Annotated in this window: 27 protein-coding genes; 13 read left to right on the top strand and 14 right to left on the bottom strand. The window is 61.6% G+C overall.

Annotated features, from left to right (window positions below):
• Nucleotides 1–35: 35 nt before the first annotated feature.
• Nucleotides 36–785: a hypothetical protein gene (locus J3P81_RS09735; RefSeq protein ID WP_434563433.1), complete on the bottom strand. Its 750-nt coding sequence runs from the start codon at nucleotides 783–785 to the stop codon at nucleotides 36–38.
• A 297-nt stretch (nucleotides 786–1,082) separates the two neighbouring features.
• On the opposite strand from J3P81_RS09735, the gene J3P81_RS09730 reads away from it, so the two are divergent.
• Nucleotides 1,083–2,231: an aldose epimerase family protein gene (locus tag J3P81_RS09730; RefSeq protein ID WP_434563431.1), complete on the top strand. Its 1,149-nt coding sequence runs from the start codon at nucleotides 1,083–1,085 to the stop codon at nucleotides 2,229–2,231.
• Nucleotides 2,232–2,403: 172 nt separating this feature from the next.
• Nucleotides 2,404–3,225, top strand: a complete 822-nt coding sequence (locus J3P81_RS09725) for an aldo/keto reductase (RefSeq protein ID WP_434563429.1) — start codon at nucleotides 2,404–2,406, stop codon at nucleotides 3,223–3,225.
• Nucleotides 3,226–3,372: 147 nt separating this feature from the next.
• Here J3P81_RS09725 and J3P81_RS09720 read toward each other — a convergent pair whose 3' ends face one another.
• Nucleotides 3,373–5,736: a DNA polymerase II gene (locus J3P81_RS09720; RefSeq protein WP_434563427.1), complete on the bottom strand. Its 2,364-nt coding sequence runs from the start codon at nucleotides 5,734–5,736 to the stop codon at nucleotides 3,373–3,375.
• A 321-nt stretch (nucleotides 5,737–6,057) separates the two neighbouring features.
• Here J3P81_RS09720 and J3P81_RS09715 point away from each other — a divergent pair, with 321 nt between their 5' ends.
• The 5 genes from J3P81_RS09715 (at nucleotide 6,058) to J3P81_RS09695 (ending at nucleotide 10,010) form a co-directional block, all read left to right on the top strand.
• Nucleotides 6,058–6,498: a CBS domain-containing protein gene (locus tag J3P81_RS09715; RefSeq protein WP_030138503.1), complete on the top strand. Its 441-nt coding sequence runs from the start codon at nucleotides 6,058–6,060 to the stop codon at nucleotides 6,496–6,498.
• Nucleotides 6,499–6,567: 69 nt separating this feature from the next.
• Complete coding sequence (locus J3P81_RS09710) at nucleotides 6,568–7,164, top strand: paraquat-inducible protein A (protein WP_434563425.1); 597 nt, start codon at nucleotides 6,568–6,570, stop codon at nucleotides 7,162–7,164.
• Complete coding sequence (locus tag J3P81_RS09705) at nucleotides 7,161–7,820, top strand: paraquat-inducible protein A (RefSeq protein WP_434563423.1); 660 nt, start codon at nucleotides 7,161–7,163, stop codon at nucleotides 7,818–7,820. The genes J3P81_RS09710 and J3P81_RS09705 overlap by 4 nt, the downstream gene beginning before the upstream one ends.
• Nucleotides 7,801–9,456 (top strand): intermembrane transport protein PqiB, encoded by a 1,656-nt coding sequence (locus J3P81_RS09700; RefSeq protein WP_434563421.1) that lies wholly within the window; start codon nucleotides 7,801–7,803, stop codon nucleotides 9,454–9,456. Before J3P81_RS09705 ends, J3P81_RS09700 begins: the two co-directional genes overlap by 20 nt.
• Before the next feature lie 17 nt (nucleotides 9,457–9,473).
• Complete coding sequence (locus J3P81_RS09695; RefSeq protein WP_434563419.1) at nucleotides 9,474–10,010, top strand: PqiC family protein; 537 nt, start codon at nucleotides 9,474–9,476, stop codon at nucleotides 10,008–10,010.
• A 1-nt stretch (nucleotide 10,011) separates the two neighbouring features.
• Here J3P81_RS09695 and J3P81_RS09690 read toward each other — a convergent pair whose 3' ends face one another.
• Nucleotides 10,012–10,641: a glutathione S-transferase family protein gene (locus tag J3P81_RS09690; RefSeq protein WP_434563417.1), complete on the bottom strand. Its 630-nt coding sequence runs from the start codon at nucleotides 10,639–10,641 to the stop codon at nucleotides 10,012–10,014.
• 193 nt (nucleotides 10,642–10,834) lie between these two features.
• Here J3P81_RS09690 and J3P81_RS09685 point away from each other — a divergent pair, with 193 nt between their 5' ends.
• A complete protein-coding gene (locus J3P81_RS09685; protein WP_434563415.1) occupies nucleotides 10,835–11,347 on the top strand; it encodes a phage infection protein in 513 nt (170 codons plus the stop codon).
• Between the two features lie 152 nt (nucleotides 11,348–11,499).
• Here J3P81_RS09685 and J3P81_RS09680 read toward each other — a convergent pair whose 3' ends face one another.
• From J3P81_RS09680 to J3P81_RS09670, 3 genes are all read right to left on the bottom strand, one after another.
• Nucleotides 11,500–12,594, bottom strand: coding sequence for a DUF1615 domain-containing protein (locus tag J3P81_RS09680; RefSeq protein ID WP_420764571.1), 1,095 nt, complete (start codon nucleotides 12,592–12,594; stop codon nucleotides 11,500–11,502).
• A 283-nt stretch (nucleotides 12,595–12,877) separates the two neighbouring features.
• The gene (hemB, locus tag J3P81_RS09675; protein ID WP_434563413.1) at nucleotides 12,878–13,852 is read right to left on the bottom strand and encodes a porphobilinogen synthase; all 975 of its coding nucleotides are present in this window, start codon (nucleotides 13,850–13,852) and stop codon (nucleotides 12,878–12,880) included.
• A 131-nt stretch (nucleotides 13,853–13,983) separates the two neighbouring features.
• A complete protein-coding gene (locus tag J3P81_RS09670) occupies nucleotides 13,984–14,682 on the bottom strand; it encodes a glutathione S-transferase family protein (protein WP_434563411.1) in 699 nt (232 codons plus the stop codon).
• Between the two features lie 294 nt (nucleotides 14,683–14,976).
• Here J3P81_RS09670 and J3P81_RS09665 point away from each other — a divergent pair, with 294 nt between their 5' ends.
• Nucleotides 14,977–15,651 carry a histidine phosphatase family protein gene (locus tag J3P81_RS09665; RefSeq protein WP_434563409.1) on the top strand — a complete coding sequence of 225 codons (675 nt, stop codon included), beginning with the start codon at nucleotides 14,977–14,979 and terminating at the stop codon, nucleotides 15,649–15,651.
• Between the two features lie 154 nt (nucleotides 15,652–15,805).
• On the opposite strand, the gene mnmH is transcribed toward J3P81_RS09665, so the two are convergent.
• Nucleotides 15,806–16,909: a tRNA 2-selenouridine(34) synthase MnmH gene (gene mnmH, locus J3P81_RS09660; RefSeq protein ID WP_434563407.1), complete on the bottom strand. Its 1,104-nt coding sequence runs from the start codon at nucleotides 16,907–16,909 to the stop codon at nucleotides 15,806–15,808.
• Nucleotides 16,909–17,943 carry a selenide, water dikinase SelD gene (selD, locus tag J3P81_RS09655; protein WP_434563405.1) on the bottom strand — a complete coding sequence of 345 codons (1,035 nt, stop codon included), beginning with the start codon at nucleotides 17,941–17,943 and terminating at the stop codon, nucleotides 16,909–16,911. The genes mnmH and selD overlap by 1 nt, the downstream gene beginning before the upstream one ends.
• A gap of 152 nt (nucleotides 17,944–18,095) precedes the next feature.
• Between selD and J3P81_RS09650 the strand changes: the two genes are divergently transcribed.
• Nucleotides 18,096–18,374 carry a hypothetical protein gene (locus tag J3P81_RS09650; protein ID WP_434563403.1) on the top strand — a complete coding sequence of 93 codons (279 nt, stop codon included), beginning with the start codon at nucleotides 18,096–18,098 and terminating at the stop codon, nucleotides 18,372–18,374.
• Between the two features lie 5 nt (nucleotides 18,375–18,379).
• Here J3P81_RS09650 and J3P81_RS09645 read toward each other — a convergent pair whose 3' ends face one another.
• Together J3P81_RS09645 and J3P81_RS09640 are read right to left on the bottom strand one after the other, a co-directional pair.
• Entirely contained in the window at nucleotides 18,380–18,832 is a 453-nt protein-coding gene (locus tag J3P81_RS09645) for a DMT family transporter (protein ID WP_420764577.1), read from the bottom strand.
• A 1-nt stretch (nucleotide 18,833) separates the two neighbouring features.
• Nucleotides 18,834–19,331 carry a DMT family transporter gene (locus J3P81_RS09640; RefSeq protein WP_434563401.1) on the bottom strand — a complete coding sequence of 166 codons (498 nt, stop codon included), beginning with the start codon at nucleotides 19,329–19,331 and terminating at the stop codon, nucleotides 18,834–18,836.
• A 111-nt stretch (nucleotides 19,332–19,442) separates the two neighbouring features.
• Here J3P81_RS09640 and J3P81_RS09635 point away from each other — a divergent pair, with 111 nt between their 5' ends.
• Together J3P81_RS09635 and J3P81_RS09630 are read left to right on the top strand one after the other, a co-directional pair.
• Nucleotides 19,443–20,378: a LysR family transcriptional regulator gene (locus J3P81_RS09635; RefSeq protein WP_434563399.1), complete on the top strand. Its 936-nt coding sequence runs from the start codon at nucleotides 19,443–19,445 to the stop codon at nucleotides 20,376–20,378.
• Between the two features lie 74 nt (nucleotides 20,379–20,452).
• A complete protein-coding gene (locus J3P81_RS09630) occupies nucleotides 20,453–21,040 on the top strand; it encodes a hypothetical protein (protein WP_420764580.1) in 588 nt (195 codons plus the stop codon).
• Nucleotides 21,041–22,155: 1,115 nt separating this feature from the next.
• On the opposite strand, the gene J3P81_RS09625 is transcribed toward J3P81_RS09630, so the two are convergent.
• From J3P81_RS09625 to J3P81_RS09610, 4 genes are all read right to left on the bottom strand, one after another.
• Nucleotides 22,156–22,872, bottom strand: a complete 717-nt coding sequence (locus tag J3P81_RS09625; protein ID WP_434563397.1) for an alpha/beta hydrolase — start codon at nucleotides 22,870–22,872, stop codon at nucleotides 22,156–22,158.
• Nucleotides 22,873–22,936: 64 nt separating this feature from the next.
• Complete coding sequence (locus tag J3P81_RS09620) at nucleotides 22,937–24,049, bottom strand: succinylglutamate desuccinylase/aspartoacylase family protein (RefSeq protein ID WP_420764582.1); 1,113 nt, start codon at nucleotides 24,047–24,049, stop codon at nucleotides 22,937–22,939.
• Between the two features lie 104 nt (nucleotides 24,050–24,153).
• The gene (locus J3P81_RS09615; RefSeq protein ID WP_420764583.1) at nucleotides 24,154–24,933 is read right to left on the bottom strand and encodes an ABC transporter substrate-binding protein; all 780 of its coding nucleotides are present in this window, start codon (nucleotides 24,931–24,933) and stop codon (nucleotides 24,154–24,156) included.
• A gap of 289 nt (nucleotides 24,934–25,222) precedes the next feature.
• Nucleotides 25,223–25,657: a rhodanese-like domain-containing protein gene (locus tag J3P81_RS09610; RefSeq protein WP_420764584.1), complete on the bottom strand. Its 435-nt coding sequence runs from the start codon at nucleotides 25,655–25,657 to the stop codon at nucleotides 25,223–25,225.
• 100 nt (nucleotides 25,658–25,757) lie between these two features.
• On the opposite strand from J3P81_RS09610, the gene ftrA reads away from it, so the two are divergent.
• Complete coding sequence (ftrA, locus tag J3P81_RS09605; protein ID WP_434563395.1) at nucleotides 25,758–26,717, top strand: transcriptional regulator FtrA; 960 nt, start codon at nucleotides 25,758–25,760, stop codon at nucleotides 26,715–26,717.
• Nucleotides 26,718–26,744 lie beyond the last annotated feature (27 nt).

The following is a 26,744-nucleotide window of genomic DNA, read 5'->3' as shown; positions in this document are numbered from 1 at the left end:
TATATCGATGTGATCTATCTTTATTCCATTTTTGATCACTGGACGGGCAGGAAATTCAGGAACAGCAGGCTCTGTGCATAGTTGAGCCCTATCCGCCGGTAGCGCTCGTCGAGCATCTGCGTCACCAGGTCCAGGCGTGCAACGATTTTCCCGAACTCGACGGCAAAGCTCAGGTTGCTGCCCTCCTCCGAGATTTCGTTGGAAAACAGCATCGGCGAGCCGTCCTTGTTCTGCCGCTGGCCCAGCAACCAGGTTGCCTTTTCGATGTTGCGCGCAGCGTTGCTGACGAAGCGCGGATCGATGGTGTCGGTCATGTAGAACTCCAGGCGATTGCCGTGGGCCGTGACCAGCATGCTGCCAATGGCGTAGATGAACGCACCGACCCTATCACCAAGGAACTCGGGGCTCATGGCATAGCTCAGGGCCGCCAGGTCCTTTTTATTGCCCAAGGTCGGCAAGGGCTGCTGTTGCTCGATGGCTTGGCGCACTTGCTTGACGGCGACGCGGACGTCGAGGAAGCCCGACTTGCGCAATTCTTCCGGGTTGCGCAGGTAAAGTTTGTGCATCAGCAGGTAAAGGCTCTGCAAGTTGTCGTGCATCGAGAGCGTGGCCATCCGGTCCACGCTGGTCTGCAAGAATTCCTGGGGCTTGGCGTTGCTGAACTGCGTAACCATGTCCTGGCCTTGCTGGTGGGTGCAGCCGCCGCTGAGCAACAGCAACAGGCCCACCAACAGCAGGTTGCTGCGACGTGGCGACACCATCACGGAAAGTAAAACACCGGCCATCGAATCTCGTCTGGACATGGGGAAGCGGTGGGGCTCGCCGCTTCCTGGCCATGGATAGAGCGGAAAAAACCCTAAAAGTGCAGTGCCTTACCCGAGAGTTGACGTCTGGTCACGATTCGCCTCGATCAATTAGTCTTACTTTTTAATTGATAAATCTCAATTTATAGCTATAAATCCCTTCTCCACCCGCAAATAGAAAGACTACTGAACAGAAAAACCTTCATCGCTGTCCGACCAATTAACGGACTCGACCCGCGTTAAAACAACAAAAAAACAACAGGAAGGAAGGTCACACTCATGCTTGAATCCAGACACCTGCTCTCGGCCCTCGGAGTTTCTCTGATGATTGCCACCTCTTCACAGGCCGCCGGCCTGACCAACGAACGCGTTGCTTTCGGTAAGACCGACGACGGCACGGCGGTTGAAAAATATGTGCTGCGCAACAGCAACGGCATGGAGGCTACCGTCATCACCTATGGCGGGATTCTCCAGTCGCTGATCGTGCCGGACAAAAACGGCATGACCGACGACATCGTGCTCGGCTTCGACGATGTCCAGGGCTACCAGAAGAATGGCAATGTATATTTCGGCGCGACCATCGGCCGCTTCGGCAATCGCCTGGCTGGCGGCGCGTTCGAGTTGGATGGCAAGCGCTACCAGGTGCCACAGAACGACAAGGACAATTCGCTGCACGGCGGGCCGCAAGGGTTCGACAAGCGTGTCTGGAAAGCCGAGCCGAGCAACGACAAGGACTCGGTCGGCGTGACCCTGACCTACCTGTCGAAGGACGGCGAGATGGGGTTTCCCGGCAATCTGAAGAGTGACGTCACCTACAGCCTCAACGACAAGAACGAACTGCGCATCGACTACAAGGCCACCACTGACAAACCGACCGTACTGAACCTGACCAACCACAGTTATTTCAACCTGGCGGGTGCAGGCAATGGCGACATCCTCAAGCAAGTCGCGACCTTGCACGCGTCCCGCTACACACCGGTGACCGCCAAGCTGATTCCCACCGGCGAGCTGGCGCCAGTGGCCGGCACGCCGATGGACTTTACCAAGCCAACCGCCATCGGCACCCATATCAAAGCCGATCATCCGCAGTTGAAGTTCGCCGAGCCAAAACAGGGTGGGTTTGACTTCAACTGGGTGCTCGACGCCAAGGGTGACGTAAACAAACTCGCCGCCGACGTCCAGGATCCGAAGTCCGGGCGACGGCTGCAGCTCTTTACCACCGAACCCGGTGTGCAGTTCTACACCAGCAACTTCCTCGATGGCACGGTCAAGGGCAAGCAAGGCAAGGTCTATCCGCACTGGGGCGCGTTTACCCTGGAGACCCAGCACTTCCCCGACTCGCCGAACCAGCCGGACTTCCCGACCACGCGGCTGGATCCGGGCCAGACCTACACCCAGGCCATGGTGCTGAAGTTCTCGGCGGAATAACCCTCCTGCCAACCGAGCGTTCCCACGTTGCGCGTGGGGACGCCTCCCGTGGCGCTTTGCGTCATGCATTTCGGCCCTAGAGCATCCCGCTGCATTGCGGCGCGAATCAAACCTGAACGCCTGGTCTATTCTGCTGCCACAGCTTAATCGACCCGCACGACAGGAGATGTGAATGAGAACTCTGGAGTTGGCCGGCGTGTCCGTGCCGGTAATCGGCCAGGGCACTTGGCGCCTGGGTGAAGAACCGTCCTATCACAAAAAAGAAGTGGCTGCCCTGCGCCTGGGCATTGAAATGGGCATGACCCTGATCGACACCGCCGAAATGTATGCCGAGGGCGGCGCCGAAAAAGTCGTTGGCGAAGCGATCACCGGGCTGCGTGACCAAGTGTTCCTGGTGAGCAAGGTCTACCCCCACAACGCCAGCCGCAAAGGCATTCCGCTGGCCTGCGAGCGCAGTCTGCGGCGGCTCGACACCGATTACATCGACCTTTATCTGCTGCACTGGCGTGGCCAATACCCGCTGGAAGAAACCGTCGAAGCGTTTGAACGACTTCGCGAAGAAGGCAAGATCGGGCGCTGGGGCGTGTCGAATTTCGACGTCGACGACATGGAAGAACTGAACGCGTCCGACTGCGCCACCAACCAGGTGCTGTATAACCTGCAGGAGCGCGGCATCGAATTCGACCTGCTGCCCTGGAGCCAGCAACGGCGCATGTCGATCATGGCCTACTGCCCGGTCGGCCAGGGTGGGCAGCTGCTCAGGGATCACACCATGCAACAAATCGCCGAGCGCCACCGCGCGACACCGGCGCAGATTGCCCTGGCCTGGCTGTTGCGCCAGGACAATGTGATCGCCATTCCCAAGGCCGTGCAGCCTGAACATGTGCGCCTGAATGCCGAAGCGGCGAATCTGCAACTTGAGCCCCAGGATCTGGCGGCGCTGGACCTGGTGTTTCCCAAGCCCCAGGGCAAGCAGCGGTTGGCGATGGTTTAGCTTGGGGAATCGAAGGTTCTGTGGCGAGGGAGCTTGCTCCCGCTGGGGTGCGAAGCGGCCCTCGCTTTAGGCGGCTGCTGCGCAACCGAGCGCGAGCAAGCTCCCTCGCCACAAGAGCCTCCCCCTCCAGCCCATCACTCAGCGGCATCAGAACAACCCCATCTGCCCCCCGACCAAAGTCGAAAAATCATCGTCCACAAACGGCAGGATTGCATCCGCCACCGGCTGTAGTTGCTTAGTCACGTAATGGTCGTAATCTATCGGCGCGCTGCGGGTTTCCAGCGGTTCGGGGCCGGCCACGGTGATAACGTAGCTGATCCAACCGCCGTTCTGATACTGCCGAGGCCGACCCTGGCGTTCGTTGAACTCATCGGCGAGCCGAGCGGCCCGTACGTGGGGCGGCACGTTGCGTTCGTAATCATCCAGGGGGCGGCGCAGGCGCTTGCGGTAGACCAGACGCTCATCGAATGTACCGGCCAGCGTCTGGCGCACGTAATCGCGCACATAATCCTGATAAGGCTGGCGATGGAAGATCCGTCCGTACAGCTCCTGCTGGAACTGCCGGGCCAGAGGCGACCAATCGGTGCGCACGGTTTCCAGGCCCTTGTAGATGATTTCATCGCTGCCGTCGGCGCGGGTCACCAAGCCGGCGTAGCGCTTCTTGCTGCCCTCCTCCGCGCCGCGGATGGTCGGCATGAGGAAACGCTTGAAATGGGTTTCGAATTGCAGCTCCAGCGCGCTCTCCAGGCCGAACTCGTCACGCACGTGCTCGCGCCACCACCCGTTGACGTAAGCCACCAGTTCCCGGCCAATCGCCGCGGCTTCTTCCTGGCCATGGGGCCGGCGCAGCCAGACGAAGGTTGAATCAGTGTCCCCATAGATCACCACATGCCCCCGGGCTTCGATCAACTGCCGGGTGCGTTGCATGATCTGATGACCGCGCAGGGTGATGGACGACGCCAGGCGCGGGTCGAAGAAGCGACAGCCACTGGAGCCGAGCACTCCATAAAACGCGTTCATGATGATTTTCAGCGCCTGGGACAAGGGCGCGTTATGTTCGCGCTTGGCGGTCTCCCTGCCTTCAGCGACCCGCGCCACGATGGACGGCAGGCAGTGTCGGGTACGGGAGAACCGCGCCCCGCGAAAGCCTGGGACAGACTCGTGCTCGCCCGGATGGCGCAGCCCCTCGATCAGGCCCACCGGGTCTATCAGAAAGGTGCGGATGATCGACGGGTACAGGCTCTTGTAGTCGAGCACCAGCACCGATTCGTAGAGCCCCGGCTGGGAATCCATGACGAACCCGCCAGGGCTGGCCTCGGGCGGACGCTGGCCGAGGTTCGGCGCAACGAAGCCCTGGCGGTGCATCAGCGGCATGTAAAGGTGCGTGAACGCCGCCACCGAACCACCGCTGCGATCGGCCGGCAGGCCGGTGACGCTGGCGCGCTCCAGCAGGAACTCGAGCAGATCGGTCTTGGCGAAAATCCGCGTCACCAGCTCGCAGTCCTTGAGGTTGTAGCGGGCCAGGGCCGGCTTGTCCTCGGCGAACATGCGGTTGATCTCGTCCATGCGCTGGTACGGGTTGTCGATGGACTTGCCTTCGCCCAGCAGGGTCTGCGCGACGTTCTCCAGGCTGAACGACGGGAAACTCCAGGTCGCCGAACGCAAGGACTCGATCCCGTCGATGATCAACCGGCCCGCCGCCGAGGCGAAGAAATGATTGTTGCGCGCGCCATGCTCGCGCCACTGCATTTCCTCGCCGCCACGCCCCAGGCGCAGCGGCACGGCCAACCGACGAGCATGCTCATGCAACACGCGCAAATCGAACTGCACCAGGTTCCAGCCGATGATCGCGTCGGGGTCGAAGCGGGCAAACCACTCATTGAGCTTCTTGAGCAGCAGCGTTCGGGATTCGCAATATTCGAGTTGGAAATCAACGTCGCGATCATCGCCGTTCGGTGGACCGAGCATATAGACCTGTCGCTCACCGCAGCCTTCCAGGGCGATGGAGTACAAATCGCCCTGGGCGGTGGTTTCGATGTCCAGGGACACCAGCCGCAGCGGTGGGCGGTACTCGGGAGCCGGTTTCATCTGGGCGTCAAGCAGCACGCCGTCGGCCGATGGCGTGCCACCGAACCACACCGGGGCGGTGATGAAGCGCTCCATCAGGTAGCGCTCCGGTGGCCGGATATCAGCTTCGAACACGTCCACGCCGGCGCGCCGCAGCGTGGTGTCTAGGCGCATCAGTTGTCCATGCTGTCGACAATACAGGCCCAGCACCGGGCGATGCTCGAAATCCAGCAGGTCCAGGGGACGCAGCTCGATGTCCTTCTCCCCTTGCAACAGCGCTTCGGCCTGGCCGCGCTGCACTTGCGGCACGAACGCCACCGAAGGCTGCACCGGCAGGCGCACGCGCCGGGGGCCGGCATCGGTCGCCAGCCAGAACTCGACTTCGGTGCCCGCCGGGGTATCGCGCCAATGCCGGGTCAGGACGAAGCCCTGCTGTAGATCCACCGCTGAAACCTCAAAACTTGCATGTGCGCTGATTCTACCTGTGGCGAGGGGATTTATCCCCGCTGGGGTGCGCAGCAGCCCCTCAAGCAACTTGCATCAGATGAATGTCGTGTCGACATTTTTGGGACTGCTGCGCAGCCCAGCGGGGCGGCGCGACGCTTCGCTAAATCCCCTCGCCACAACGGCGGATGACTTTAGATAGGAGTGAATTCACCCGCCATGACGCTTTTGGACGACTGACTGCCGCTTTATCGCTTGCCCTTCGCCGTTGGGTCTACGATTCTTTTACCACCCGCAAAAAACGATACCCGAGGGCTCCCCATGAAAACCGTCGCGCAGTTGCTCCGGATAAAAGACGAGAAGAACCAGCAAGTGCACACCATTTCACCGGACGACATGGTTTTGCAGGCCCTGATGCGCATGGCCGAGAAAAACGTCGGTGCCTTGCTGGTGGTGAAGAACGACGAGGTGCTGGGCATCATCAGTGAGCGTGACTATGCGCGCAAAATGGTCTTGCACGGGCGCTCATCGGTGGGCACGAAAGTCAGCGACATCATGGTTTCGCCCGTGATCACCATCGATCCCCATCAGAACGTCGAGACGTGCCTGAGCATCATGACTGAAAAGCACTTGCGGCATTTGCCCGTCGTGGAGGACGGCAAGCTCGTCGGCCTGTTGTCCATTGGCGACCTGGTGAAAGAGGCCATTGCCGAACAAGCAGACCTGATCCGACAACTGGAGCAATACATTCGCGGCGAATGATCGGCTCGGGCGGGTTGCTCATTTGCGACTCACTTCTATATTGAAGGAGTTGCCCCGCCGAGCATCCCCATGGCCGTTACCGAACGACTGATCATCTGTGAATATTGCGATGCGGTGTACGAGCCGGTTGAGCTCGCCCCGCATCAAAAAGCTGCGTGCGTGCAATGTCACGCCGTGATCCAGCGCTACAACGGCTTGACCATCGAACAGCGCTTGGCCTTGACCATCACCGCGGCGGTGGTGTGGGTCTTCGCCAACGTTTATCCGGTGATAAGCATCCGCCTCCAGGGCTTGAGCAACAGCGCGACGCTGTGGGACTCCGTCGTTGCCCTGAGCCAGGGCCCCATTACCTTCATCGCCCTGGTCGCCGCCGTCGCGATCATCATCGCCCCGGCCTTCCAATTGGCGCTCCTGCTCTGGGTGCTGGGCTACGCCTATTCCAAGCGGCGGGCACCGGCTTTCAGCCTGTGCATGCGCAGCCTGGAAACCCTGCGGCCGTGGAGCATGCTGGAGGTGTGTCTGCTGGGTGCGTTGGTCGCGGTGATCAAGCTTGCCGGCCTGCTGGATGTACTGCCCGGCATCGGCCTGTTCGCCCTGGCGGCCTTGAGCCTCTTGATGATCCGTATTGCCGGCCGCGATGTCCGCGACCTTTGGGACACCCTGTGAACGGGCCATTGCCAGGCAACCCGCCCCGGGCCGGCGACCTGAACCTGTGCCTGTGCCACAGCTGCGGCCTGGCGTGCGACATGAGCGACGAGCCCGAGACGTGTCCGCGCTGCGATGCCGCCCTGCACCGGCGCAAACCCGATACCCTGACCCGCACCTGGGCCTACATGCTGGCGGCGCTGGTGTTCTATATCCCGGCGAACCTGCTGCCGGTCATGAACACCCAAATGCTCGGCGATGGCGCGGACAGCACGATCATCAGCGGCGTTCTCGAGTTCTGGAACAGTGGCGCCTGGGACATCGCCTTGATCATCTTCATCGCCAGCATCGCCGTACCGGGCATCAAGTTCGTCGTACTGACGCTGCTGCTGGTGACCGTGCAGCGGCGCAGCACCTGGGCCCAGGTCCAGCGAGCGAAGCTGTACCGGCTGGTGGAGGTCATCGGTTACTGGTCGATGCTTGATGTGCTGGTCGTAGCGTTGGTGGCGGCGCTGGTGAAATTCCAGGCCCTGAGCGACATCGAACCGCGACCGGGAATACTGTTCTTCGGTCTCGTGGTGCTGTTTACCATGCTGTCGGCCATGAGTTTCGATCCACGGCTGATCTGGGATACCCAACCATCCGAGGAGGTCATGGATGAAGTCGCAAGCCACTGATGGACAGCCCGCACCGGGCCGGGCCCATGTCACCAGCCGTCGCTGGACGGTGTCGCTGGTATGGATCGTGCCCATCATCGCCGTGCTGGTGGGGGTGTCCCTGGTGGTCCATAACTGGCTGCAGGAAGGCCCGACCATCACCATCACCTTCAAGACGGGCGAGGGCCTCACCGCGAACAAGACCCCGGTCAAATACCGCAACGTGGTCATCGGCCAGGTCACCGACGTGCAACTGAGCGCCGACCAGAAGAATGTGACCGCCACCGTCAAGCTCGCCAAGACCGCGGACACGTTCACCCATGAAGACTCGGTGTTCTGGGTGGTCCGGCCGCGTATCGGCGCCGGCGGTATCTCCGGGATCGATACCTTGCTGTCCGGGGATTTCATCGGTGCCGACGCCGGCCACTCCACCGTGCGCGCCAAGTCCTTCACCGGCCTGGAGGCCCCGCCCCCCATCACTTACGGAGAGCCGGGCAAGCGCTTTACCCTGCACTCCCAGGACCTCGGTTCGCTGGACATCGGCTCGCCGGTGTACTTGCGCAAGATCCCGGTGGGCCAAGTGGTGTCCTATGCCCTGGACGCCGACGGCAAGGGGGTCAATATCGAAGTGTTCGTCAATGCGCCAAACGATGCCTACGTCACCGAGAACACCCGCTTCTGGAACGTCAGCGGTGTCGATGTGAACGTCGGCGCCAACGGTTTCGCGGTCAAGACCGAATCCCTCTCCGCCCTGCTGGTCGGCGGCATCGCCTTCAGGGCCCCGGAGTACAGCCCCAACGACACGCCCGCGCCCGAAGACAAGAATTTCGAGCTGTTCGCCGACCAACAGAGCGCCCTCGCCCCGCCCAGTGGCAAGGCGCAATTCCTGGCTTTACGCTTCGACCAGGCCTTGCGCGGCTTGCGCGTTGGGGCCCCGGTGGAGTTCCTGGGCATCGAGATCGGCCGTGTCGTCGCCATGAACCTGGATTTCGACGAAAAGCAGCGCACGTTCCCTATCAATGTCGGCATCGTGATCTACCCCCAACTGCTGGGAAAGGCCCACGAAAAACTGCTCAAATCGCTGGATTACGATCCGGAAGACGAAGCCGCCGCTGCCCGGCTGGTGGGCAGTTTCGTCGAACGGGGCCTGCGCGCCCAGGCTCGCAGCGGCAACCTGCTGACAGGGCAGTTGTATATCTCCCTGGATTTCTACCCCAAAGCGGAAAAGGTCGCCTTCGACCTCGCCGCCCGCCCCCTGCGGATCCCGACGATCCCGGGCAGCCTGCAGCAATTGCAGGAACAGCTGCAAACGGTGGTGGAGCGCATCAACAAGCTGCCGCTGGAGAGCATCGCCAGCAATCTGGACGGCAATCTGGTGGAGCTGCGCAAAGGACTCTCGCAATTCAACAACAAGACCCTGCCGGGCGTGCAAAGCACCTTGCAGGACGTGAGCAAGACCCTGCAATCGGCGAATTCTACGTTGGCGGAAGACTCGCCGCAGCGTGAACAGCTGACCCAGACCCTGGATGACCTGGGCCGCATGTCCCGTTCGCTGCGCGAGCTGTCGGACTACCTGAGCCGACATCCTGAATCGCTGCTTCGCGGCCGTCCGAAGGACGCCCCGGCGCAAAACCTGACTTTTCCGGTGAAAGAATGATGACAGGAGCACGCTCGATGCCGCTGACGCTGAGATGTTCGTTGATTGCCCTGGCGCTGCTCCTCGGCGCCTGCCGCAGCGACCCTATCCACTATCACACCCTGAGCCCGGTCCAACCGGCGGGCCAGGTGCATGCGGGCGTGGATATCCAGATCGAGCAACTCAGCGTTCCACCGCAAGTGGATCGCACCCAGATGGTGATTCGCCAGGGCGACAGCGGGTTGGCCATCCTCGAAACCGAATGGTGGGGCTCAAGCCTGGCGGACGAACTACGCAGCAGCCTTGACGAGCAATTGAGCAACCCCGGTGCGCCAAAGCGGTTGCTGCGGGTCGACGTGCAGCGCTTCGACTCGATTCCCGGTCGGTATGCGCGCATGGACGTGCAATGGCGACTGCGCACGCTGGGCAGCGACGCCCACGCCCTCACCTGTCGCAGTAGCCTGCAAACACCGGCCACGGGCAATATCGACGACTTGGTGAAGGGGCATCAAAACAACGTCCGGCAGTTGGTCGACCTCGTGGGGCAAGCGGCATCGCGCAACGCCTGCCCCTGATTCAATCGGGCCAATGCAGTGAAAGCACTGGAGCGACTCGCGGGTGGTGGTCGATGCGCGCCAGCAAGGCATGGAACTCAGGGCGGGCATTGAGCATCGCTTCCCGGGTTTCGACCCATTTCGTGATCACCGCCGCCAGGATATCCAGCGCGCCGGGCTCGGCGCCGCCGAGAAAGGGTGACGCTGCAAACTGGTCGGCAAACAGAGCCCAGTTGCGATACAGGCGCTGTTTCGTGCCCGACACCAGACGTTCCTGGGTGAGTTCGTCCGCATCAGGCAGCCAGCGCTGGGGGAAATCGATAATGCCAATGGGTGTGTAGCAGTTGGCGGCGATATAGACCAGGCCACGTATGACCTGCGCGCGCTGGGCCGGATCCTCCGGCAACAGTTTTGATTCTCGGAAAGACAACCCCAAGTGAATCAGGATCGCCGCCGCCTCGGTCAACACCGAGCCGTCCGGCAGTTGCAGCGTCGGGACCTGCTTCTGAGGATTCAACGCCTCAAGTTCTTTCGCGGCCTCGTTGTCCTCGGTCGAATAGGTATCGACGCGTCGATAAGGCACCCCGCATAGGTTCAAGGCGACCTCGACAGCTGCCGAGCCGGACTGGCTGTGACCGAATAACTGGTACATGCACCTGCCTCCTGCAAAAGGGATTATGCCGGTAGAGCTTCCTGGTCCGTGAGTGTTCCATCAATCTGACTGACACACCTGCAACGAGCTATCACCGCCGTCGATGTTCACCATCACGTCAATGAAGTTCTCATGCTCCCTGCCCGGCGCAACAATGGCCCCACACAAACAACACACCCCGGAGCACACCATCATGAAACGCCAAATCATCCTCAGCTTCGCTTTCTCGGTACTGGCCGCCAACGCATTCGCCGCCACTTCCCAACCCGTCGTTGCCGAAGGTGGCTCCGACCGCCTGATCGAAAGCCGCGTCGCCGAAGGTGGTTCCGACCGCCTGCTGGAACGCCGCGTCGCCGAAGGTGGCTCCGACCGCTTGCTGGAACGCCGCGTCGCCGAAGGTGGCTCCGATCGTCTGCTGGAACGCCGCGTCGCCGAAGGTGGCTCCGATCGCTTGCTGGAACGCCGCGTCGCCGAAGGTGGCTCCGACCGCTTGCTGGAACGTCGCGTCGCCGAAGGTGGCTCCGATCGTCTGCTGGAACGCCGCGTCGCCGAAGGTGGCTCCGATCGTCTGCTGGAACGCCGCGTCGCCGAAGGTGGCTCCGATCGTCTGCTGGAACGCCGCGTCGCCGAAGGTGGCTCCGATCGTCTGCTGGAACGCCGCGTCGCCGAAGGTGGCTCCGATCGTCTGGCTCAGAACCGTGCATGAGTGGTTTTCACGCAATGCCTGACCCGGTTCCAAACGACGTTCAATACGAGTCATGGCGAGGACAGCCCCTTGCCATGACGGTCCAACCCGCTTGCAAGTCATCCCCCTGAAAGCCCGGCCTTAACCGCCGGGCTTTTTCATGGCCAGAAGTTTTAGCGCCCCGAAGCCCGAGCCATGCAGCGCTGATAACGTTCGTCCACGCGCTTGGCAAACCATGCGGTGGTCAGTTTGCGTGTGATTTTCGGACTCTTGAGCACAATGCCCGGCAACAGTGCCCGAGGCAGCGGCTTGCCCTCGGCCTTCTCAGCCAGTTCGAATACACGCTTGTAGAGTTTGCTGTCTTCGAAGGCGAGGCTGTCGCCCAGCTCCAACTGATCGCGGATGGTCGGGTTGCGCATCCCCAGGGACTTGCCCAAGGTGCGCACCGCCAATTCCGTGCTGCCCGGCATGATCGAGCCATGCAAGATCAAATCGCCGTCCAGGGCCAAAGAAATACCCGAAGCGCGACTCACCGCATGTTGAAACGCCGCGTTGCGACTGGCATACCACCCGGCATTGAAATCGGCGAACCGGTACAGCGGCTCTGTGTAGCTCACCGGATAGCCCAACAAATGGGCGATGCCGAAATACATGCCGCCACGACGACTGAACACTTCCCGCCGAATGGAGCCATCCACCGTGTACGGATAATCCCGGGCATTGGCCTGGGCAAATGCGATGCTGACCTGCATCGGGCCACCCGTGTGCACGGGATTGAAGCCGTCGAACAACGTCTTGCCCAACGGCACCATGCTGATGAAGTCATCGAAAATCGCGCTGAGTTCTTTCTCGCTTCGCGCCGCGTCCAGACGGTCGCTGTAGCTTTTACCGTTCGGCGAACGCACCTGGAGCGCGCCGCTGACCAGGAACCCCGGAATGTGCACCTTGGCCGCGCGACGGTCGATCTCCTGCCGGGCGATCTTGCCCAGCCCGGGCACGGCCGGATCGGCCTGGAACGTGGATTCCTGTTCGGTCACCGCCAGCACCGAACAGATGTTCTGCGTCGTGGGCGGGATCTGCTGCGCCGAAAAGGCTACGTAGATATCCGTTGCCCAGCCTGCCCGATCAGCGGTCTTGGCCGGCAACAAACGAACGATCTGCGCCTTGACTTCGGCAGGCTGGCGTTCAGGCTCCTGGGCCTGGCGAGTGCCGCAACCGGCCAGGGCCAGCGAAGCGGCGAGGCTGATCGTCAATCGAGTGAAATGCATGGTGCTCCATCAGATCCATTGTTCGGGAGCAACCATACGACCAAAAGCCGGTAGAAATCCAATAGAGAGCAAGCTTGCTCCTACAAGGCAACGCCGTTCACTCAAGGCCACCTGCAAACCCGTGGCGAGGGAGCTTGCTCCCGCTGGGCCGTGAAGCGGCCCCAAAACCCGCCCAATGCGCAGCAACAGAAACACCGAGTCCGACGGTTTACGACCGCTTCGCAGCCGAGCGGGAGCAAAGTCCCTCGACACAGGTCCATCATCTTTCTAGTACGGTGCTGGGTTAGATTCCGCTCAAGGCCAGGTCCAGGGCGAAGTAGGTGAAGATCAGGTCTGCCCCGGCCCGCTTGATCGCGCCCAGGCTTTCACGTACCACGCGGGCCTCGTCGATGGCACCGGCCTGGGCGGCAAACTTGATCATCGCGTATTCACCGCTGACCTGGTAAGCCGACAAGGGCAAGTTCGACGCCTGGCGAATGTCGCGGATGATATCGAGGTAGGCCCCTGCCGGCTTGACCATCAACGCATCGGCGCCCTCCTGCTCGTCCAGCAACGACTCGCGCAAGGCTTCGCGACGGTTCATCGGGTTCATCTGGTAGCTCTTGCGGTCGCCCTTTAAGGCACTGCCGCCAGCCTCGCGAAACGGCCCGTAGAGCGCCGAGGCGAACTTGGTGGAGTAGGCCATGATGGCGGTCTGGCTGAAGCCCGCGTTGTCCAAAGCCTTGCGAATAGCCTGGACTTGCCCGTCCATGGCCGCCGACGGCGCAATGACATCGGCACCGGCGCGCGCCGCCGCCACGGCTTGCTTGCCCAGGTTGACCAAGGTGCGGTCGTTATCCACTTCATCGCCATGCAGCACGCCGCAATGGCCATGATCGGTGTATTCACAGAAACAAGTGTCGGACATCACCACCATTTCCGGCACGGCGTCCTTGCAGATCCCCGCCATGCGCGATACCAGGCCACGCTCGCTCCACGTGTCGCTGCCATCGTTGTCCAAGTGATGAGACACGCCAAAGGTCATCACCGACTTGATACCCGCGCGGGCATAGCGCTCGATTTCGCCGGCCAGTTTCGATTCGGGGATACGCCTCACACCCGGCATGCTCTTGATCGGCACAAAATCGTCGATCTCTTCCTCGACGAAGATTGGCAGCACCAGATCGTTCAATGTGAACTCGGTTTCCTGGAACAGGCTGCGCAAGCTCGCGTTGCGGCGCAGACGGCGTGGACGTGCTTCGGGGAACTGGCTGGACATGGGACTCCGGGGTCAGGTTTGAATCACGAGGCAAAGCTTATGCCCTGGCCAGCCAGGGCACAAACGGCGCTCGGAAAACAGAGTGTTACCGACCGGGCAATAATCCCTCAGTCAGCGAGCCCTGGTGCCAGTCATTCCGGGATCTTCAACCCGCGAGTCACTGCCGGCCGCGCCAGGAAACGCTCCAACACCCGAGTCACGTTGGGGAAGTTCTGGATGCCCACCAGGTCACCCGCCTCGTAGAATCCCAGCAGATTGCGCACCCACGGAAACGTCGCGATGTCGGCAATGGTGTAGCGCTCGCCCATGATCCAGTCCCGCCCCTGCAAACGGCCATCGAGCACCTTGAGCAGGCGCCTGCTCTCCTCGACATAACGGTCGCGCGGTCGCTTGTCCTCGTAGTCCTTGCCGGCGAACTTGTTGAAGAACCCCAGTTGCCCGAACATCGGCCCGATCCCGCCCATCTGGAACATCAGCCACTGGATCGTCTCGTAGCGCGCCGCCGATTCCTGTGCGAGCAATTGGCCGCTCTTGTCCGCCAGGTAGATCAGGATCGCCCCCGATTCGAACAACGCCAGCGGTTGGTCCCCGGGACCGTGGGGATCGAGAATGGCTGGAATTTTGTTGTTGGGGTTCAGCGACAGAAACTCGGGCGACAATTGGTCATTACTGCCGAAATCGACTTTATGGGGCTCGTACGGCAGGCCAATCTCTTCGAGCATGATCGAGACTTTTACGCCGTTGGGGGTCGGCAGGGAGTAGAGCTGGATCCACTCCGGGTACTGGGCGGGCCATTTTTGGGTGATGGGAAAAGGGGTCAGGTTGGGCATGAAATGGGTTCCAGAGTCAGCCAGAAAGCTGAAGCATAAATCAGCTGATCCAGCTTTGGGCCGTCGCCCATTCTTAAATCCGCAACATCCTGTCGCTAACATTCGCTTCATCTCCTGACGGCATGCCGCTAAAAACAGCGCATCGGCCAGGATCGAACCAAAGGGCGAGAAGGGACTCAGAGAGAGGCCCCGAGAAATCGAAGCGGCTTTACGACAAGGAAAACACCCGGGCCCAGGGCCTCGCGGTGCCGGGGTTTGTCAGCCTGAATCGAGAGCATCGAAGACGTCTATCCCATGATGAACCCACAGAGATTCACCCGTTACCTCAAACGCCGTTCGTGGCTGGTGCTGCCGACGCTGCTTGTGGCCTGTGGACTGGTGCTGTCGCTGGAATCCAGCGTCAGCCGCGCGCAGCCAGCCGACGGTGTCCAGACCCTGGTGTTCTTGCGCCACGCCGAGAAACCCGCCGGAGGCCTCGGCCAGCTCAACTGCCAAGGCCTCAACCGCGCCATCGACCTGGCTACCCTGCTGCCGGAAAAATTCGGCAAAGCTGACTATGTATTCGCCGCCAACCCTACCCGAAACGTCGAAGAGGGTGAGTTGGACAATTCCTATAGTTACATCCGCCCATTGATGACCATCAGCCCCAGTGCCATCAAGCTGGGCTTGCCGGTCAATATCGAATACTCAGCCAACGACACCAGCGACCTGGCAAACGAACTGCTGGACGACAAATACCACAACTCCACCATCTACACCGCCTGGTCCCATGGTTACCTGCCGGAGCTGATCAATAAGGTCGCTGGTGAAGCGGTGGGCAAACGGCAAGAGATTACCGACGATTGGGCGTCGAGCGATTTCGATTCGCTGTATGTACTGACCCTGACGTGGCACAACGGCAAGGCCAGCCTCACCAGCCAGAATTACAAGCAAGGGCTGGATAACGGGCAGGAGACGTGCCCGACGTAACCGGCAGCCCACTTCTATTGACTGGACATCCGATGTGGGAGCGAGCCTGCTCGCGAAAGCGGTTTCTCAGTCACCGATGTGGTGCATGGAACGGCCTCTTCGCGAGCAGGCTCGCTCCCACAGGGGCACGGTGTGTTGAATGCCAGATGGCGCCCTACCCGCCCCGAGCCGCGCGCTTACGCAGGTATTGCAATACCGCCGCCTGCTCCCCGGCGAACTCGATGCGCCCGCCCTTCTTTTCTCGCTGGAATACGTACATCGGGTCGTAATATTCGCGCAGCAAGCCTTCGATCCAGCCGCGATGCAAATCGACGGCTCCCGTACTGGCCTGCTCGGCCAGGGCCGCCTCCATGATGTCCATCAACCGGCGATGACGGTCGCCCCCCAGCCGCCTATGGATGTTATCGAGGCTCGACAGCAGCCGTTCGGAAAACAGTGAGAAACCTTCGTCGCCATGCACGTCGATGAATTCGGCACAAAGGTTGGTCACATAATCACTCAGGATGCGCTCGACCCGTCGCTCCAGGCTGTCTTCTAGCCAGACCATCGGCACCTGCTGCATACGCTGGTACAACGGCAGCGGCACGGCGCAGCTGCCCACCATGCGACTTTCGTCTTCCAGCACGAATTGCTCGAGCCCGGCGGCGCGCTTCTTCAGCACATCCACCGCCAGCAGGTTTTCGAAATCGATGTTGGACGGCTGCCCGGTGGCGCGCTTGCCAAAGCTGGAACCGCGATGATTCGCATAGCCTTCCAGGTCCAGTGCGTTGGGCAGTTGCGTCAGCACTTCGGTCTTGCCCGTGCCGGTCATGCCGCCCAACAAGACCAGGTCGCACTGGGCAGCCGCTTGATCGACGGTTTCGAGCAGAAAGGTACGCATGGCCTTGTAGCCACCGCCGACACGGGGGTAGTCGATGCCGGCTTCTTCCTTGAGCCACTGCTGGACAATCTGCGAGCGCAAGCCACCACGAAAGCAATAAAGCACTCCGTCGGGATGGGAACGGGCGAAGTCGGACCAGGCCTGGATGCGCTGGGCCTTGGTGTCACCGCTAACCAATTGATGCCCGAGGACGATGGCAGCTTGCTGGCCCTGTTGTTTATAGCAAGTGCCAACGCGTTGCCGTTCGATGTCGGTCATCAGGGGCAGGTTGACCACGCCGGGAAACGCGCCCTTGAGAAATTCGACGGGCGCTCGGGTGTCCATCATCGGACGGTCGTTGACGAAGATATCGCGGTAATCGGTGATGTCGCGGGGCATCAGAACACCTCGACCGCGTGGCTCTGTCGCTCGACCAATTCACCGATCGGCTCCAGCGAAAGGCCCAGCTCGACGGCAACCTGCAGGAATTCGCTTTCGCCTTCGGGCGTGACGGCAACCAGCAAGCCGCCGCTGGTCTGCGGGTCGCACAGCACGCGCTTGTGCAACTCCTGGACCCGACCGACCCTGCTGGCGTAGCTGTCATAGTTGCGCAGTGTGCCGCCTGGCACGCAGCCCAGGTCCAGGTAGTACTCGACACCCGGCAAGCGCGGCACGGCGTCGTAGCGGATGCGTGCGGTGAGCTGGCTGCCATCGGCCATCTCCACCAAGTGTCCGAGCAAGCCGAAACCGGTGACATCGGTCATTGCGGCCACGCCGTCGAGCTTGCCGAAATGGCTGCCGGGCTTGTTGAGGGTGCACATCCAATCCCGGGCCAGGCCCACGTCGGCGGCGCGCAGCTTGCCTTTCTTTTCCGCGGTCGTGAGGATGCCGATGCCCAGGGGTTTGGTCAGGTACAAGCGGCAACCCGCGACGGCGGTGTCGTTGCGCTTCATGTGGCGCTTGTGCAGGAGCCCCGTCACCGCGAGGCCAAACATTGGCTCCGGCGCATCGATCGAATGGCCGCCCGCCAAGGGAATGCCCGCCTCGTCGCACACCGAGCGGCCACCACGAATGACCTCCCGGGCAATCTCCGGGGCCAGTACGTTGACGGGCCAGCCGAGGATTGCAATCGCCATCAGCGGATCGCCGCCCATGGCGTAGATATCACTGATGGCATTGGTCGCGGCGATGCGTCCGAAATCGAAAGGATCGTCGACGATCGGCATGAAGAAATCGGTGGTCGAGACCACCCCGCGCTCCTCGTCGATGGCATACACCGCTGCATCGTCCCGGGAGGCATTGCCGACCCAAAGCTTGGGGTCAAGGTTCTGCGCACCGCTGCCGGCCAGGATCACTTCCAGCACCTGGGGCGAAATCTTGCAGCCGCAACCGGCACCGTGGCTGTACTGGGTCAGGCGAATCGGCTCGCTCATGGGCATACCTCTCGTAAGTCAAGGTCGGCAATTCTACCAGCAACGTCCGCCGCCCACCGCCCGTCGCGATCAATCGCCGCGTATCCGACGGAATTTTTCCGGCGTCGCGGGACTCACTTGAACAATAGCCGAGCCTTCCAAGGAGATAGCCGATGGACCCAACCCCACCCGCGACGACTCATCTTGATTACGGTCTCGACACGCTGTTCGGCCGCGAGACCAAAAGCGTCGACTGCCTGTTCGACGTCAAGCGTCTGGACGACGGCGAGCCGCCGTGGTTTGCCCTGCATGTACGCCCGCCGCTGCCCGAAGACCTGGCAAAGGCCCAGATCGTGGTGTTCAGCGCCGAAGGCCGACGCATCAGCGGTATCGTCCGGCGTTCCGAGCGCCTGGCCGATGACAGCTTGCAGCTGGACGTCGAACCGGACTGAAGCGCTCAGGCGCGCGGTGTACTGCTGCGGTACATGAACACCAGCGCCAAAGCCAGGCAGGCCATGGCCAGCAAGCGACTGCTGGACAGTTCGATCGCCGGATTGCCCAGCCAGCCGAAGTTATCGATCAGCATGCCCATGCCCAGTTGCCCGACAATGACCGCCACGGTGGCAACGGCCGTGCCGACTCGTGGCACCGCGCCGACCATCACTATCATGTACACCACGCCAAACAACGCACCGCTGAGCTGCCACTTGGGCACCTCCAACAGGCTCATGGCATGCGCCGGCTCGAAAAACACGATCAACAGCCCCGTGACCACCGTGCCCACCACAAAGGTCAGCAGGCTGCTGCGCAGCACGCCAACCGTCTCGCCCAGGCGTCCGTTGATCGCGGCCTGAACGCTCAGTACCGCGCCGGCGGCAACGACCACCAGCAATAACACAATGATGCTCATATCAACCTCGGGCTATCAGGACAAGGGCGACCACAATCAACGCCAACGCCAGCCAACGCTCGCGATTGACCCGCTTGCGACTCGCGCCGAACCAACCGAAATGGTCGATCAGCACGCTTTTGCCCACTTGGCCGGAGAGGATCGCGATCATGGTCATCGCAATACCGATGTGAGGGGTGGCGAGGGTCAGGACCACCACATAGATGGGTCCCAGAAAGCCGCCGATCAATTGCCAGCGCGGCAGCGTGTCCAGTGATGGGCCTCGCTGGGGGCCGCTGAGCAACAGCAGCAGGAACAACAGCGCGGCGCCCACGCCAAAGATGCTCAACGTCGCCCATAGATGGCCGACCTGGATGCCCAACGGTCCCAACAGACCGGCCTCCACCGACAATCCCATGCCCGCCAAGATGACCAGGGGCAACAATAGCCAGCGCAAAAATGGCCGGGGTGGCGCCGCAGCCTCTATCGGCGCGGCCGCGTCTTGTGATGTCGGTTGCATCGAATATACCTGTCTTGGAAAGAAACGACGGGCATTATCAACTGGCGCTCCTATGCGATAAATGTGAGCATTCCCACAACACTTTTGCGCAGTACGCACAGCGGATTTCCCATGCAAGGACTCGATGAACTGGGTTTCAAGGCACTCCGACTGTTTGTCGCGGTGCTCGATCACGGCAGCTTTTCGGAAGTGGCGCGGCGTGAGGGGTTGGCGCCCTCTTCGATTTCCCGCCAGATCCAATTGATGGAGCAAGCGCTGAACCAGCAACTGCTCTATCGCCACACGCGCGCCGTTTCGCCCACCGAAGCCGGCCGCCTGCTCGGTCACCACGCACGGTTGTTGCTGGTGCAACTGGAGGAAGCCGAACAAGCCTTGCAGGAGCAGTACAGCGAGCCGGCCGGGCTGATACGGATCAACGCTCCCGTGGTGTTCGGCCAGCGACACCTGACGCCGTGGCTGGGCCAGTTGTGCGAGCGCTACCCCAAGCTGCAGTTGGACATCCAGCAGACCGACAATTATGTGGACCCGCTGCAGCAAGGTGCCGACCTGCTCTTTCGCATCGGGCCGCTGCACGATTCCAGCATGCAGGCGCGGATCGTCGCGCCGCACCGCTTCCAGATTGCCGCAAGCCCCGACTACCTCGCCCGTCATGGCACGCCACGCAAGCCCCAGGACCTGGCTGCCCATGAGTGCCTGGCCTATAAAGGCGTGGCGGGCCAGCAGCGCTGGTTCTTCCGACGTCCCGGTCAAACCTGGACGCCATACAGTGTCAGGGGCCCGATCACCGGCAACCACGCCGACACCCTGACCCAGGCCGCCGTGCAAGGGCTGGGCCTGGTGATGTTCCCGTCGTGGCTCATCGGCGAAGCCGTGCGCAGCGGAACGCTGGTGCCGGTGCTGAGCGACTACGAAGCGTCCAACAGCCTCGAACCCCAGCAAATCGCTATCCTCTGGCCCGGCAGCCGACGCCTGTCGGTGAAGGTGCGTACGGTGATCGACTTTTTCCTTAAATGTTTCGGCGAGGTGCCCTACTGGGATCGTCCTTGACGGTCGGGCGCTGGAGTCAAGGCCAGGCCCATGGGATGATCCAGCTTTAGATCGAGCCTGCGTGGAGCGTTTTAATGTCATTGCTGAGTAAACGAGCCGCCGCCGTGCTGCTGACGGCGGTCGCCAGCCTGGCCGCATGGCCTGCCATGGCGGCCCAGCCCAAGACCGTGGCCCAGGCACCGGTCCAGAAGATTTCGATGCTGGGCGGCAAGTTCAGCTTCACCCTGCCCAAGGGCTACACGGCAACGCCGTTATCCGCGGGCGAAGTGGCCCAGGGGACAGCCGGGGCGACCGGTATGATGTACAGCAATGCCACGAGCAAGACAGTGGTGATCACGGCTGAAAACACCTTGGTCGACGGGGCGAATGTGAAGGACAACGACGCGGCCTTCCTGGACAGCACCTTTGCCGATTTTGCCGTCCAGAAAACCAAGGCTCTGCCGGATGCCAAAATTCTTGGCGAACAAAGCCTGGTCCAGAAAACCACCGGTCTGGGCCTGCGTCAGCTCGACACCAAGGCCACGCAGGGTGGCGGGCCGACGTTGGACACCACGCTGATCGGCGCCTCCGGCACCCGTATGGCCGTGGTGCAGATCATTTCCAGGGCCAGCGACCAGGCCGGCCATGAGGCGCTGGTCAAGCAGATCGCCAGCGGGAAGTGAGAACACTGGCGCAGCATGCCTGACCCGTGGGAGCGAGCCTGCTCGCGATGACGGCGATACATTCGGCATCCCATCAACTGAAACACCGCCATCGCGAGCAAGCTCGTTCCCACACTGGATTTGTGGATGACTCAAAACCCAAGCGCAGCACACCCCCCCTGTGGGAGCGAGCTTGCTCGCGATGACGGCGGTACATTCGGCATCCCCATCAACTGAAACACCGCCATCGCGAGCAGGCTCGCTCCCACACTGGATTTGTGGAGGACTCAAAACCCAAGCGCAGCCCCCCCCTGTGGGAGCGAGCCTGCTCGCGATGACGGCGGTACATTCAGCATCCCCATCAACTGAAACACCGCCATCGCGAGCAGGCTCGCTCCCACACTGGATTTATGGAGGACTCAAAACCCAAGCGCAGCACACCCCCCTGTGGGAGCGAGCCTGCTCGCGATGACGGCGGTACATTCAGCATCCCCATCAACTGAAACACCGCCATCGCGAGCAGGCTCGCTCCCACACTGGATTTGTGGAGGACTCAAAACCCAAGCGCAGCACACCCCCCTGTGGGTGCGAGTCTGCTCGCGATGACGGCGGTACATTCGGCATCCCCATCAACTGAAACACCGCCATCGCGAGTAGGCTCGCTCCCACACTGGATTTGTGGATGACTCAAAACCCAAGCGCAGCCCCCCCCCTTTGGGAGCGAGCCTGCTCGCGATGACGGCGGTACATTCGGCATCCCCATCAACTGAAACACCGCCATCGCGAGCAGGCTCGCTCCCACACTGGATTTGTGGATGACTCAAAACCCAAGCGCAGCACACCCCCCTGTGGGTGCGAGTCTGCTCGCGATGACGGCGGTACATTCAGCATCCCCATCAACTGAAACACCGCCATCGCGAGCAGGCTCGCTCCCACACTGGATTTGTGGATGACTCAAAACCCAAGCGCAGCACACCCCCCCTGTGGGAGCGAGCTTGCTCGCGATGACGGCGGTACATTCGGCATCCCCATCAACTGAAACACCGCCATCGCGAGCAGGCTCGCTCCCACACTGGATTTGTGGATGACTCAAAACCCAAGCGCAGCACAATCTCCTTTTGGGGCTGGTGTGCCTATCAGGGGTTGAGTCGCTCAAGCCAGGCCCGCAGATCCTTCACTTCCTGCGCATTGATCTCATGGCCAAGGCCCGGATAGGCATGGAATTCCGGCTCCAGGGCCAGGGTCTTTAGGAAGGTGTCGGCGTCGGTGCCGTCATGGAAGGGAATGATCGGATCCGCGGTGCCGTGGCCGATGAACACGGCTAGCGCCCTTCGCGCCTCGTCGGGCGTCAGTTCGGCCCGCAGCACCGGCAGGATTCGCCCACCCATCGCAGCGATGCCCCCGACGGCTTCCGGGTGTCGCAAGGCGATTTCGTAGCTCATCATCGCGCCCTGGCTGAAGCCCACCAGGTAGACGTTGCCCGCATCGGTCGGGTACTTGGCCCGCGCCTTTTCGATGAACTCCATAAGCATCTGGCCACTGGCCTTCAAGTCTGAAGTGTCACCGTCATACGCGCCCTCGCCCTTTTTGGCGAACCATTGGTAGTGGCCCGGTTCCATGGACTTGGGCGCGCGCACCGAGAGGTAGTTGTAGTGCCTGGGCAGTTCATCGGCGAGCCTGAGCAGATCCTTTTCGTTGCTGCCCGAACCGTGCAGGAAAATCACCAGCGGCCGGTTTCGGGCCTGCTCGTCGGCGCGGACCAGGTAATTGAGGGGCAAATCCGTTTGCAGCGACGGTTGGGCCTGCACGCCGGCCGATACCAGCAGCAGAAACAGGGCGAACGCTTTGAGCATCAGTCTTCCTCCATCATTGGATAGCCGCACGACAACGACCGTGCGGTGAGGTAGACAGCACTTATCAGTCGTTGATCAATTTCCCCGCCCGAATAGGCTCGCGCCCGGCGACTTTCGCCTGCCAGATACCTGGCTGGGTGTAGCGCCCACGATCCAGGGCGAACAGTACGCCGCTGGTGCCCGCTGGCACAACGCTGACCCGGTCATTCAACGGATCGACCACCTCGAACAGCGGATCGCCGCGCTCCACCCACTCCCCGGCCTCCCGCAGGAAACTCACCACGCCATGGTGCGGCGCGAACAGGTATTGCGTGCCTTCGAACGGCAAGCCCTCGCAGCATTCTTGCGGCGCGGCCGGCCAGTCACCGGCGATGAGGCCCTGTTCCGCGAGAAATCCCAGGATGGCTTCGCAATTGGCCTGGGCCTGCTCCACCCGGGTGTCGCCCATGCTGCCCAGTTCGAGCGTCGTCGCCAGGTTGGCCGGCGGAATCGCCGCTTGCGGAAAAATCCTAGCCAGGCGCAACCAGGGCGTCGAGCAGGACTCATCGAACGAACTGCCGCCCGAATCTTCACACAGCAACGCCACCCCGGCCTTCAACCGCGCGGCCAATGAGCGCCACTGCGGCCATTGCTGGGGCAAGGCATACAAGTGGATCGCGGCCTCGAAATCACAGTGCAGATCCAGAGTGACATCGGCGTCGCAGGCGTGGCGAAGCAATAGCCGGTGCAGGGCTTCAAGCTGGGAAGGTGGCGGCGGCAGATCTTCCAGCACCTCGACCATTGTCTGGCGAATCAGGGTGATGTTGGCAGCCGGGTCATCCCCGAGACGGTCACCGATGCGTTGCGCCACCGGGGCGCTGAGTTCGACGAAGGAACGGTTGAAATTCTTGCCGCTGCCCAGCTCGAAACGCCCCATATGGGCGCTTTGCAGATGCTGATCCAGGCCGATGGGATTGGCCACCGGCACGAGCTCGATCACGCCTTTGAGCAAACCACGGGCTTCAAGATCGTTCAGTCGCTGTTTCAGCTCCCATGCCGTGCGCATGCCCGGCAACTCGTCGGCATGCAGGCTCGCCTGGATGTACGCCTTGCGCGGCCCGTGGCCGTAACGAAACACGCTGAGCGAACGCTCCGTGCCCAGGTGACTCCATGGCAGGATATGGTCGATGCGTTGCATAGGCACTCCAGATATCGGTTTCTCGACAGGCTCAGGGTAAAACAATCGCCCATGAAAAAGGTGGCCGGCCGGGTCAGCGGCGGGCCACCTGTGGGCTTCAGCTATTAATGCCCGTAGACGTCAAAGGCGAAGTATTTGTCCTGCACTTTCTTGTAGGTGCCATTGGCGCGGATTTCAGCGATGGCAGCGTTGAATTTCTCGGCAAGCTCTTTATCACCCTTGCGCACCGCAATGCCGGCGCCGCCGCCGAAGTACTTGGCGTCTTCATAGGTAGGCCCGACGAAGGCAAAACCTTTGCCGGCGTCGGTTTTCAGGAAACCTTCGTCGAGGTTGACCGAGTCAGCCAGCATCGCGTCGAGGCGACCGGCAACCATGTCCAGGTTGGCCTCCTGCTGGGAGGTGTAGCGCACCAGGTTGATCCCCGCCGGCACCAGCACTTCGGTCGCGAAGCGGTCATGGGTACTGGCGCGCAGTACACCGACTTTCTTGCCCTTGAGCTCGGTCAGCGGGTCCTTGACGTCGGTGCCTTGCTTCATCACGAAACGCGCCGGGGTGTGGTAGTACTTGATGGTGAAGTCGACGTTTTTCTTGCGGTCGTCCGTGATCGTCATGGACGACAGGACCGCGTCGATTTTCTTGACCTTCAGCGCCGGGATCAGGCCGTCGAACTCCTGCTCGACCCAGACACACTTGACCTTCATCTGCTCGCACAACGCGTCGCCGATATCCACATCGAAGCCGGCCAGCTTGCCGTCAGGGGTTTTCATCGAAAAGGGTGGATACCCGGCCTCGATCCCGAGACGGATCGGCTTGGCGTCTTCGGCCACGGCTGAGAAGGATAATACGGACAGTGCCAGGGCACCGAACATGACAAGCTTCTTCATTTTTGCTCCTGAGTGCGCAGGTTTTTTTGATCGTTATTGGCAGATTCGGAAACAGCGTTCGGTCTGGGAAACCGAAGTGGGCGGGAGTCTAGAGGGGCACTCGGGAGGGGAATTACGTAGAGGCGACAAATAGTTATAGAAATACCCAGGCTTGGCTGAGGATCATGAATTTACGAAAAGCCTGACAGAGGCAAACGCTAGTGGCGAGGTTCTGCACCGCTCAGGACTGCTACGCAGCCCAGCGGGAGCAAGCTGCCTCGCCACTACGTGAACAAGCCGCCGGAAAATTTCAGCAATCGCAGCTGACGATCTTCTCCGCCACGCGCTCTACGGAACCGGTCAGGCGAAAGCCCTCGTCGAGCCAGCCCATGACGCCGCCAATCATTTCCTTGACCGGATACCCGAGGGTCGCCAGGCGGACCGCAGCCTTGTTGGCGCCGTTGCAGTGTGGCCCGGCGCAATAGACCACGAACAGAGTCGTCTCGGGATAGGCCGCCAGTGCGTGCGCGGTGAGCGTGCGGGTTGGAAGATTGATCGCCCCCGGCACATGCCCGCGCTCGTAGGCCAGCGGACCGCGTACATCCACCAGTACAAAATCGACATCGCCCGTTTCCTGGCTGGCATGGACATCGGAACAGTCGGTTTCGAACATCAGGCGCCGGCTGAAGTGTTGCAAGGCCAGGTCGGATGAGGCGGCAGGCACTTCGCTAACGGGGCTGGTCATGATTTTTACTCCTGGAACAAAAGGGCTCGAAGAGACTTTATCGACCTGGCGCTTACCGCTACAGTGGCGGATACGACACTCTGTGGGAATTTTCCGCCAAATGCATCCTACACCCGGCCTCGTCGCGATCCTTGCCTACGACGGCCTGTGCACGTTCGAGTTCGGCGTCGCCGTCGAGATATTCGGACTGGCACGGCCCGAGTTCGATTTCCCGTGGTATGAGCACCGCATCGTCGCCGTCGACGAAGGCCCGATGCGCGCCATGGGCGGCTTCCAGGTGCTGGCCGATGGCGGCATGGAACTGCTCGACAGCGCTCGTACGATTGTCGTGCCGGGCTGGCGCATTCGCAGCGGTCCGCCCTCCGATGCCCTGCTCCAGGCCCTGCGGCGAGCCCATGAACGCGGCGCCCGTTTGTTGTCGATCTGTTCAGGAGCGTTCGTGCTTGCCGCTACGGGGTTGCTCGATGGCCTGGGCGCCACGACTCATTGGCGCTACACCGACGAGCTCGCCGAGCGCTACCCCGCCATCGATGTGGATCCCGACGTGCTTTATGTCGATTCAGGCCAAGTGATCACGTCGGCTGGCAGCGCGGCAGGCATCGATGCGTGCCTGCACCTGGTTGCGCGGGATTTCGGAGCCCAGGTCGCCAACACCGTGGCACGCCGGCTGGTCATGCCGACGCAACGCACCGGCGGCCAGGCGCAATTCATTCCGTCGCCGGTCAGTCGCACACCGCGCAGCGACTTGTCCGGCGTCATGCAATGGGCCCGGGAACGTCTCCACGAGCCGCTGGGTGTGCGCGAGCTGGCAAGCCACGCCGCCATGAGCGAACGAACCTTCCTGCGCCGCTTCACCCAGGCCTCTGGCCTTTCACCCAAGGCCTGGCTGCAACATGAACGCCTGGCTCGGGCGCGGGAACTGCTGGAGAGCACGAGCGACAACACCGACATCATTGCCCAACTCTGCGGCTACCGCTCGGTGGAAAGTTTCCGCGTGGCATTTCGTAGCGTGGTGGGGGTTGCGCCGTCGGTCTACCGAGAGCGGTTTGGGCGGGGATGAACCCAGCATGAGCTTCGCCCAGGTTTG

This window comes from Pseudomonas sp. R1-6 (genome assembly GCF_051132115.1).
Classification (GTDB): domain Bacteria; phylum Pseudomonadota; class Gammaproteobacteria; order Pseudomonadales; family Pseudomonadaceae; genus Aquipseudomonas.
This window is presented reverse-complemented; position numbering and strand designations above follow the sequence as displayed.